The organism is Aestuariivirga sp. (assembly GCF_044239095.1).
Classification (GTDB): Bacteria; Pseudomonadota; Alphaproteobacteria; order Rhizobiales; family Aestuariivirgaceae; genus Aestuariivirga.
The window spans coordinates 1-8,744 of record NZ_JBIICB010000182.1; the positions used below are offsets into that span (position 1 = coordinate 1).

Annotated in this window: 9 protein-coding genes; 6 read left to right on the forward strand and 3 right to left on the reverse strand. The window is 65.0% G+C overall.

Going from position 1 to position 8,744, the window contains the following annotated elements; genetic code table 11:
- A partial coding sequence (secA, locus tag ACILRA_RS15360; protein WP_395662956.1) for a preprotein translocase subunit SecA occupies positions 1-2,074 on the reverse strand: 2,074 nt, incomplete at its 3' end.
- Between the two features lie 335 nt (positions 2,075-2,409).
- Between secA and ACILRA_RS15365 the strand changes: the two genes are divergently transcribed.
- The 3 genes from ACILRA_RS15365 to mutT are packed head-to-tail and all read left to right on the forward strand — an operon-like array spanning position 2,410 to position 5,087.
- Positions 2,410-3,405, forward strand: a complete 996-nt coding sequence (locus tag ACILRA_RS15365) for a peptidylprolyl isomerase (protein WP_395662957.1) — start codon at positions 2,410-2,412, stop codon at positions 3,403-3,405.
- Between the two features lie 43 nt (positions 3,406-3,448).
- Positions 3,449-4,687 (forward strand): bifunctional glutamate N-acetyltransferase/amino-acid acetyltransferase ArgJ, encoded by a 1,239-nt coding sequence (gene argJ / locus ACILRA_RS15370; RefSeq protein WP_395662958.1) that lies wholly within the window; start codon positions 3,449-3,451, stop codon positions 4,685-4,687.
- A 1-nt stretch (position 4,688) separates the two neighbouring features.
- Positions 4,689-5,087, forward strand: coding sequence for an 8-oxo-dGTP diphosphatase MutT (gene mutT / locus ACILRA_RS15375; RefSeq protein WP_395662959.1), 399 nt, complete (start codon positions 4,689-4,691; stop codon positions 5,085-5,087).
- 194 nt (positions 5,088-5,281) lie between these two features.
- On the opposite strand, the gene ACILRA_RS15380 is transcribed toward mutT, so the two are convergent.
- Both ACILRA_RS15380 and ACILRA_RS15385 read right to left on the reverse strand, forming a co-directional pair.
- Positions 5,282-6,121, reverse strand: coding sequence for a methyltransferase domain-containing protein (locus tag ACILRA_RS15380; protein ID WP_395662960.1), 840 nt, complete (start codon positions 6,119-6,121; stop codon positions 5,282-5,284).
- The gene (locus ACILRA_RS15385; protein ID WP_395662961.1) at positions 6,121-6,945 is read right to left on the reverse strand and encodes an inositol monophosphatase family protein; all 825 of its coding nucleotides are present in this window, start codon (positions 6,943-6,945) and stop codon (positions 6,121-6,123) included. The genes ACILRA_RS15380 and ACILRA_RS15385 overlap by 1 nt, the downstream gene beginning before the upstream one ends.
- Positions 6,946-7,148: 203 nt before the next feature.
- On the opposite strand from ACILRA_RS15385, the gene ACILRA_RS15390 reads away from it, so the two are divergent.
- The 3 genes from ACILRA_RS15390 to ACILRA_RS15400 all read left to right on the forward strand — a co-directional run.
- Positions 7,149-7,910: a ComF family protein gene (locus ACILRA_RS15390; protein WP_395662962.1), complete on the forward strand. Its 762-nt coding sequence runs from the start codon at positions 7,149-7,151 to the stop codon at positions 7,908-7,910.
- A 7-nt stretch (positions 7,911-7,917) separates the two neighbouring features.
- Positions 7,918-8,184, forward strand: coding sequence for a glutaredoxin 3 (grxC, locus tag ACILRA_RS15395; protein WP_395662963.1), 267 nt, complete (start codon positions 7,918-7,920; stop codon positions 8,182-8,184).
- Positions 8,184-8,744, forward strand: a 561-nt coding sequence (locus tag ACILRA_RS15400) for a nitrilase-related carbon-nitrogen hydrolase (protein WP_395662964.1), incomplete at its 3' end; no start/stop codon positions are given. The genes grxC and ACILRA_RS15400, both read left to right, overlap by 1 nt.

Sequence of the window (8,744 nt, forward strand, 5' to 3'; positions counted from 1 at the left end):
ATGAGTTGGGCGGAATGTGCTTCGTCACCAGGTCTTCGATGGTGGTGTGGCGCATGTCGTCGATGGTATCGGCAATCTCCTCGCCCTTCATGATGCCGATGCGCTGGTCGAAGATGACCTTGCGCTGGTCGTTCATCACGTTGTCGAACTTGAGCAGGTTCTTGCGGATGTCGAAGTTTCTGGCCTCAACCTTCTGCTGGGCCTTCTCCAGCGCCTTGTTGATCCACGGGTGGACGATTGCCTCGCCCTCCTTGAGGCCGCTCATTTTCAGCATCGAGTTCAGCCGCTCGGATCCGAAGATGCGCATCAGGTCATCCTCGAGCGAGAGGTAGAACAGCGAGCGCCCCGGGTCGCCCTGGCGGCCGGAGCGGCCGCGCAGCTGGTTGTCGATGCGGCGGCTCTCGTGGCGCTCCGTGCCGATGACGAACAGGCCGCCGGCGTCCAGCACCTTCTGCTTGTTGACTTCGATCTCCGCCTTGATGGCCTCGATGCGCTGGTCGCGCTCTGGGCCCTTCGGCATGCCGGCCAGTTCGATGGCGGCGCGCATCTCGAGGTTGCCGCCGAGCTTGATGTCGGTGCCACGGCCGGCCATGTTGGTGGCGATCGTCACCGCGCCCGGCACGCCCGCCTGCGCCACGATTGCTGCTTCCTGCTCGTGGTAGCGTGCGTTCAGCACACTGTGCGGCACGCCCTTCGCCTTCAGCATGCCTGCGAGCAGTTCTGACTTCTCGATCGACGTCGTGCCAACCAGCACCGGCTGGCCGCGCCCGCGCGCCTCATCGATGGTCTCGATGATCGCGTTATATTTTTCCATGGCGGTACGGTAGACCTGGTCGTCCTCGTCGATGCGGGCCACGGTCACGTTGGTGGGAATGTCCAGCACATCGAGGTTGTAGATGTCCATGAACTCCTCGGCCTCGGTCGCCGCCGTGCCGGTCATGCCTGCAAGCTTGCCGTAAAGGCGGAAGTAGTTCTGGAAGGTGATCGAGGCGAGGGTGACGTTCTCCGGCTGGATCGCCACGTGCTCCTTGGCTTCCAGCGCCTGGTGCAGGCCTTCGGAATAGCGCCGGCCCGGCATCATGCGGCCGGTGAACTCGTCGATGATGACGACCTGGTTGTCCTTGACGATATAGTCCTTGTCGCGCTGGAACAGCTTGTGGGCGCGCAGCGCCTGCTGCACGTGGTGCACGATGGTCACGTTCTCGGCGTCATAGAGATTTGTGCCGCGCAGCATGCCGGCCTCGCCCAGCACCTGCTCCAGATGCTCGTTGCCGTGCTCGGTCAGCGTGACAGAGCGCTGCTTCTCGTCGAGTTCGAAGTCCTCCGGCGTGAGGGCCGGGATGAACTGGTTGACGGCAATGTAGAGTTCGGACTTGTCGTCGACGGGCCCCGAGATGATGAGCGGCGTTCTCGCCTCGTCGATCAGGATCGAGTCCACTTCGTCGACGATGGCGAAGTTGTGCCCGCGCTGCACCATCTCCGCCAGTTGATACTTCATGTTGTCGCGAAGGTAATCGAAGCCCAGCTCGTTGTTGGTGGCGTAGGTGACGTCCGCGGCATAGGCCTCGCGGCGTTCGCCGTCGGACAGGCCGTGCACGATGACCCCGGTGCTGAGGCCAAGGAAGCCGTAGATCTCGCCCATCCAGCCAGCGTCGCGGCGGGCAAGGTAGTCGTTGACGGTCACCACATGCACGCCGTTGCCGGCGATGGCGTTGAGATAGACCGGCAGTGTTGCCACCAGCGTCTTGCCTTCGCCGGTCCGCATCTCTGCGATGCGGCCATCGTGCAGCACCATGCCGCCGATCAGCTGCACATCGAAGTGGCGCTGCCCGAGGGTGCGCTTGGCGGCCTCGCGCACCGTGGCGAAGGCGGGCACCAGCAGGTCGTCCAGGCTCTTGCCGGCCTTGAATTCATCCCGGAACATCAGGGTCCTGGCGCGCAGCGCCTCGTCGGACAGGGCGGCGAGCTCCGGCTCCAGGGCGTTGATCTCGGTGACCCGGCTGCGATACTTCGCGACCTTCCGGTCATTGCTCGAGCCGAAAATCTTTGCGGCGAAACCGCTCAATCCCAACATGTTATTCCTATCCTTCGGGGGCGGCCTTCCGCCCGGCGCTCGTGGCGCTTTCTAGTCAACTTGCCGTTCCGGGGCAATCAGCCGCCAAGATTTATCTGCGGCGCGTGGTCCAGATAGGGCCAAGGCCACGCGATTTCAATCTGTTGCATCCCGGCAACAGGCAGGCGAATCTCTGCTACGCCCACTTGCATGCGTAGCGCATTAAGACCAATGTGCGGCACGATTTTCGGCTGCCTCACGGGTGAAGCCGGGGCTTATTCTTGCCTTCTTTGGAAGACAAAGAACTGCGCCCGGTAGCCCGGCGGGCGGGCCATGGCTTTGGAACGGTGGACTTTATGTCGTTTTCTCGAAAGTTTCTCTATACTTGCGCGGCTTCAGCCCTGATGGGCCTGGCGCTGGTCTCGCCCGCTTCGGCACAGGAAGACCCGCCGAAGGAAGACAAGGTCATCGCCATCGTGAACGGCCACGAGATCCGCGTCTCGGAGGTCCAGATGGCGACGGACGACATCATGGGCCAGTTGCCCGACCTGCCGCCAAAGGTGCGCTATCCCTTCGTCGTCGAGTATCTGATTGAGCGGCACCTGCTGGCACAGCTGGCGGTCAAGGAAGGCATTGCCGACACCGATGAATACAAGCGCCGCCTGGCGCTCTATCAGGCCAAGGCGCTGCGTGATGCCTATTTCTTCCAGACGATCCGCCCGCAGGTGACGGAAGAGGAAATCCGCAAGGTCTATGAGGAAGAGTCCGCCAAACTCCAGCAGACGGAGCGGGTGCGCGCGCGCCATATTCTGGTCGGCACCGAGAAGGAAGCCGAAGACATTGTCGCCCGTCTTGCCAAGGGCGAGAAGTTCGAGGATCTGGCCAAGCAGTTCAGCCTCGACGGCTCCAAGGATTACGGTGGGGACCTCGGCTACTTCACCCAGCCGGAGATGGTGCCCGAATTCTCCAAGGCCGCCTTCGCCCTGAAGGCGGGAGAGACCTCGCAGCCCGTCAAGACCGATTTCGGCTGGCACATCATCAGGCTCGAGGACAGGAAGCAGGGCGCCGCCCAGCCCTATGACCAGGTGAAGTCCGCCATCCGCAACGTCCTCCTCCGCCGCAAGGTGGGTGAGACCATGGAGAAGGTCCGCGCCGCCTCCAAGGTCGAGATCCTCGACGAGGACCTCAAGAAATACGCCGAGGATGCCGCCAAGGCCGCCAAGGCCTTCCAGGACAAGCAGCAGAAGACGCTCGACCAGGGCGGCGGCGTGCTCACCGGTGGCGGCGGCGAGGCGGCTCCGGCCGATGCGGATACCGGCGGCAAGGGCGACCTGCAGCTTCCCGTGGAATAAGACGGCGTCCGGCAACGTCCGGATCGGATTGAGGGGGCTTTCCATGGCACATCAGGTTTCGCCGCTGGCGCCAGCAGCGTTTCCCGAACTTCCAGCCATCGCCGGCGTCAGGCTGGCGGCGGCGGAAACAGGCATCCGCTACAAGAACCGGCCGGACGTGCTTCTCGCCGTCCTGGAGCCCGGCACCACGGTGGCGGGCTGCTTCACCCGCTCCAAATCCCGCTCGGCGCCTGTTGACTGGTGCGTCAAGTCGCTCGCAGGTGGCACGGCCCGCGCCGTCGTCATCAATGCCGGCAACGCCAATGCCTTTACCGGCAAGGCAGGGGTGGCCACCGTCACTGCCGTCGCCAAGGCCGCGGGCAAGACGCTCGCTGCCAAGCCCGCGGAAATCTTCCAGGCCTCCACCGGCGTCATCGGCGAGCCGCTGAACCCCTCCTTCATCACCAACGCCCTGCCGCAGCTCGCGGCGCAAGCGCGCCCGGACCAGTGGACCATGGCCGCCAAGGCCATCATGACGACGGACACCTTCCCCAAGGCGTCCACCGTCAAGGTCAAGCTCGGCGGCAAGACCGTCACCATCAACGGCATCGCCAAGGGCTCGGGCATGATCGCACCCGACATGGCGACCATGCTGGTCTTCATCTTCACCGATGCCGCCCTGCCGCCCAAGATCCTGCAGAAGCTGCTGACCAAGTCGGTGGACCGCACCTTCAACTGCATCACGGTCGATGGCGACACGTCGACGTCCGATACCGTGCTGCTCTTCGCCACCGGTGCTGCAGGCGGTGCACTCACCGGGCTGCGCTCGGCGGAGGATGCGCGCCTGAAAGGCTTCGCCAAGGCGCTTGATGGCCTCTGCATGGACCTGGCCCAGCAAGTGGCCAAGGACGGCGAAGGGGCGGAGAAATTCATCGAGATCACCGTCACCGGGGCTGAGACGCCCAAGGCCGCGCACCGCATCGCCATGTCGATTGCCAACTCGCCGCTGGTGAAAACGGCAATCGCGGGCGAGGACGCCAACTGGGGCCGCATCGTCATGGCCATCGGCAAGGCCGGGGAGAAGGCGATCCGCGACAAGCTCAGGATCCGCATCGGCGGCATAACCGTCGCGAAGAACGGCATGCGTGACCCTTCCTACAAGGAGGCGGAGATCATGCCGCACATGAAGGGCCGCCATATCGTGATCGAGGCGGATGTCGGCGTCGGCAAAGGGGCCTGCACGGTCTGGACCTGCGACTTGACCCACCGCTATATCGACATCAACGGCTCCTACCGCAGCTGACATGAAAATCGTCCTCGTCGCCGCCGTGGCCTTGATCGACAAGGACGGCCGCGTGCTGCTCTCCAAGCGCCCCGCGCACAAGCAGCTGGGCGGGTTGTGGGAATTTCCCGGCGGCAAGGTCGAAGCGGGCGAACGCCCAGAGGCCGCATTGATCCGTGAACTGAAGGAAGAACTCGGCATCGACGTCGCCGAATCCTGCCTCGCCCCCTTGACCTTCGCCAGCCATGCTTACGAGGATTTCCACCTCCTCATGCCACTTTACGTCTGCCGCCGCTGGCAGGGCCAGGTCACCGGCGCTGAAGGCCAGGAACTCACCTGGGTCCGCCCCCTGAAGCTCCGCGACTACCCCATGCCGCCCGCGGACGTGCCGCTGATCCCGCATCTGATTGATCTGCTGTAAGACGACCGCAATAGGAATATTTCCGTCATCCCGGCTTTCGCCGGAATGACGGGCCTCGGTTTTTTCAGCGCACCCCCTCACCCCGCCCTCTCCTCCGGTGGGGGAGAGGAAGAATGTGTTGAAAAACTTTTCTCATTCCTCTCCCCCTCCGGGGGAGAGGGCAGGGTGAGGGGGTCTATCCGCCCGGCCTGGCTCTAAACCTTCTTCTCATCCACCTTCAGCGCATCCGCCAGCCTTGCCTTCGCACTCCCCGGCTTCAGCGGCTGCTGCTGGCTCTCATGCGGGGCCCAGCCGGTGAGCCAGGCGACTTCCACGGTCGTGCGGATGCGGCCGTCGGCGTCGGCGAAATGCTGCTGGTAGTGGTTGACGGCCGCCACCATCAGCCGCCGGCTCACCGGCGTGCGTGAACGTCCAATAAGCATGTTGGAGAGGCCCAACTCGCGGATCTCGTGGATCAGCGCCACCGCATCGGCATAGCGCACGATGGTGCGGTCAAGGTCGGCCACCGGCAGGGCAAGTCCTGCCCGCTGAAGCAATCCGCCCAGCTCACGCACATCGATCATCGGCGCCACGCGGGGTGAGACGCCGCCCATCACCGCCGTCTCGGCGGCGAGCCAAGACTGGCGCAGCTCCATCAGCGTATCGCCCGCGAAAAGGCAGGCGAGCAGGAAGCCGTCGGGCTTCAGTGCGCGGCGCAACTGGATCAGCGCGCCCGGCACGTCGTTGACGGTCTGCAGGTCCAGCACGCTGAAGATGGCGTCATAGCGCGCCTGCGGCAGTTCGAGATCATCGCCCGCCGCAGGCAGCCGCATCTCGGCGCGCTTCACCTGTCCGCTGTCCTCCAGGCGCGCCGCAATCACATGGGGTTCGGCGGCAATCAGGCAAGCCAGCTCGAAGCGCCGGTTGACGAAGGCGAGGCGCTCTGCGAGTTCCTCCGCGATGGTCGCGGTCAGGATGTTGGGTTCCGCCTTCCGCTTCCTTGCGGCGCGGGCGAGCCCCAGCGCGCGGTCGAACAGCGGGGCAGGGCCGCTCATCAGCCAACCAGCTCGCGCTTCACGAGTTCGTAAGTGGCGCGGTCGGGGGCGGAGATGATGCCGCCGTCATGCTTCGTTGCGTCATAGGGCGTGCCGTCGAGCAGTGCCGAATAGCCGCCCGCCTCCTGGTGGATCAGCACCCCCGCCGCATGGTCCCACGGCATCAGCTTGTAATGCAGCGTGAAGTGCACGAGGCCCTCGGCGATCAGGCGGTATTCATAGGCCGCACAGCGGTAGTTGAAGCAGGCCTTGGTCCTGGCGAGGTTGGCCACCGTTCGCGAGCGCTGCGGTTCCGGCATCAGGTACCAGGAGGAAAGCCCCGTCATCTCCGAGAGCACGTCCGGCTTCGCCACGCGAAGGTCACGCGTGTGGCCGTTGACGCTCTCGCCCCAGGCGCCGTGGCCCTTCAGCCCCTTGTGCCAGTCTCGGCCCACCGGGTCATAGATCAGCCCCGCCACGGTCTCACCCTTCGAGACCACACCCGCCATCACCCCGAACAGCGGCAGGCCCCAGGCGAAGTTGGACGTGCCGTCCACGGGGTCGACGATGATGGCGAGCTCCGCGTGCCTGATCTTGGCCAGCAGGGTCTGGTCGCGCGCCACCGATTCCTCGCCCACGAACAGCGCATGGGGAAAGGCCTTGGCGCAGGCATCGCGCATGCGCCATTCAGCCTGCTCGTCAGCGTCCGTCACCAGGTCGAGGGCGCCGGTCTTCTCACGGATGCCGCCATCCTCGAGCCTGCGGAAGCGCGGCATGATCTCGGTTTCGGCGGCCTCCGCCATGATGTGGGAGAGACGGTCCAGGTCGGCGCGCGAAAAGCTCATGGGTGCTCCGGAAGAATGTGTTTCGTGTGGCTGTTAGCGCGCGTTCCGACCAGGTGGAATCACCTGGTCGAAAAGAACTCGCGCAAGTTCAATGGCTTGAGCATGATCTTATCGCAAAAGTGGTTTCCACTTTTGCGGATCATTCTCTAGACCAAACAGGATTCCGAATCCACGGTTCTGGCATCCCATGCTAACCTTGCGTCATGGAACTCCCCCTCGCGGCCCTTCCCGCCCGCCTCTGGCGCGGCATGGTGGATCTGGTGGCGCCCAGCCTGTGCCTTGGCTGTGGGGCAGGGGTGGGCGAGCCTGCCAGCCTCTGCCTTGCCTGCTGGTCCGCCCTCCAGCACCTCGATGAGCCGGTCTGCGATGCGCTGGGAACGCCCTTCGCCTATGACCAGGGCGAGGGGGCGCTGTCGGCCGCCGCCCTGTCGGACCCGCCGCTATGGGACAGGTCCCGCGCTGCCGTGATCTTCGACGAGACCTCCGGCAGGCTGGTGCACGCCCTCAAATATCAGGACCGGCAGGAGGCAGGACTTCTGATGGCCCGCATGATGGCGCGCGCCGGCAGAAGGCTCCTCGCGGAGGCAGACGTCATCCTGCCCGTGCCGCTGCACCGGTTCCGGCTCTGGCAGCGGCGCTTCAACCAGTCGGCCTTTCTGGCCCAGCAGCTCTCGCGCATCTCAGCCACGCCCTGGCGGCATGACGTCCTTATCCGCGTCCGCCGCACACGCGCCCAGGTCGGCCTCGATCAGGCGGAGCGCCGCAGCAACGTCAAGGGCGCCTTCCAGCTTCGGCCGGAGGGCCTTGCCGCCGTTTCGGGCAAATGCGTGCTGCTGGTTGACGACGTGCGCACCACGGGGGCCACAGCGGAGGCCTGCACGCAGGCTCTGAAGAAGGCCGGCGCAGCCCGGGTCAGCCTGCTCAGCTTCGCTCTTGTCCCCGCTCCGGCAAAGCCTCATATTTGACGCCATCATGACGACGCATCCCCCCATCACGATCTACACGACGCCCCATTGCCCCTACTGCCACGCCGCCAAGGCGCTGCTGAAGAAGAAGGGCGTCGCCTTCGAGGAAATCGACGTGCAGGACGCAGGCCTGCGCCAGCAGATGATGATCCGCGCCAACGGCCGCCGCACCGTGCCGCAGATCTTCATCGGCGAGACGCATGTCGGCGGCTCCGACGACATGCATGAGCTCGACCGCCGCGGCGAGCTCGACCCGCTTCTCTCCCAGCAGTGATGCGCGCCGCCCTCGTCCAGATGCGCTCCGGGACAGACATGGCCCGGAACCTTCGGGATGCGGTGGACATGATCCGTGAGGCCAAGGCTCAGGGTGCGGACTTCGTCTTGACACCTGAGATGACGAACATCCTGGAGCCGGACCGCCCGCGCCTCAAGGCGCTGGCACGGCCGGAGGCTGAGGATGCGAGTGCCGCCGCCTTCTCAGCCCTCGCGAAGGAGTTGGGCCTCTGGCTCAATATCGGCTCGCTCGCCTTGCAGGGGCAGGGCGGCAGGCTGCTGAACCGTTCGCTGCTCTTCGCGCCGGACGGCTCGCTTGCCGCGCGCTATGACAAGATCCACCTCTTCGATGTTGACCTGCCCACGGGCGAGAGCCTGCGCGAATCCCACAGCTATGAAGGCGGCAGCCGCGCCGTGCTGGCGGAAACGGGCATCGGCCCCGTGGGGCTGACGATCTGCTACGACATGCGCTTTCCCCATCTCTACCGGGCGCTGGCCCAGGCGGGGGCGAAGATCTTCACCATTCCCTCGGCCTTCACCGTGCCCACGGGCCAGGCTCAC

Coding starts and splice junctions, on each gene's coding strand:
- ACILRA_RS15365 (WP_395662957.1), top strand. CDS start 2,410: ATGTCGTTTTCTCGAAAGTTTCTCTATACTTGCGCGGCTTCAGCCCTG.
- argJ (WP_395662958.1), top strand. CDS start 3,449: ATGGCACATCAGGTTTCGCCGCTGGCGCCAGCAGCGTTTCCCGAACTT.
- mutT (WP_395662959.1), top strand. CDS start 4,689: ATGAAAATCGTCCTCGTCGCCGCCGTGGCCTTGATCGACAAGGACGGC.
- ACILRA_RS15380 (WP_395662960.1), bottom strand. CDS start 6,121: ATGAGCGGCCCTGCCCCGCTGTTCGACCGCGCGCTGGGGCTCGCCCGC.
- ACILRA_RS15385 (WP_395662961.1), bottom strand. CDS start 6,945: ATGAGCTTTTCGCGCGCCGACCTGGACCGTCTCTCCCACATCATGGCG.
- ACILRA_RS15390 (WP_395662962.1), top strand. CDS start 7,149: ATGGAACTCCCCCTCGCGGCCCTTCCCGCCCGCCTCTGGCGCGGCATG.
- grxC (WP_395662963.1), top strand. CDS start 7,918: ATGACGACGCATCCCCCCATCACGATCTACACGACGCCCCATTGCCCC.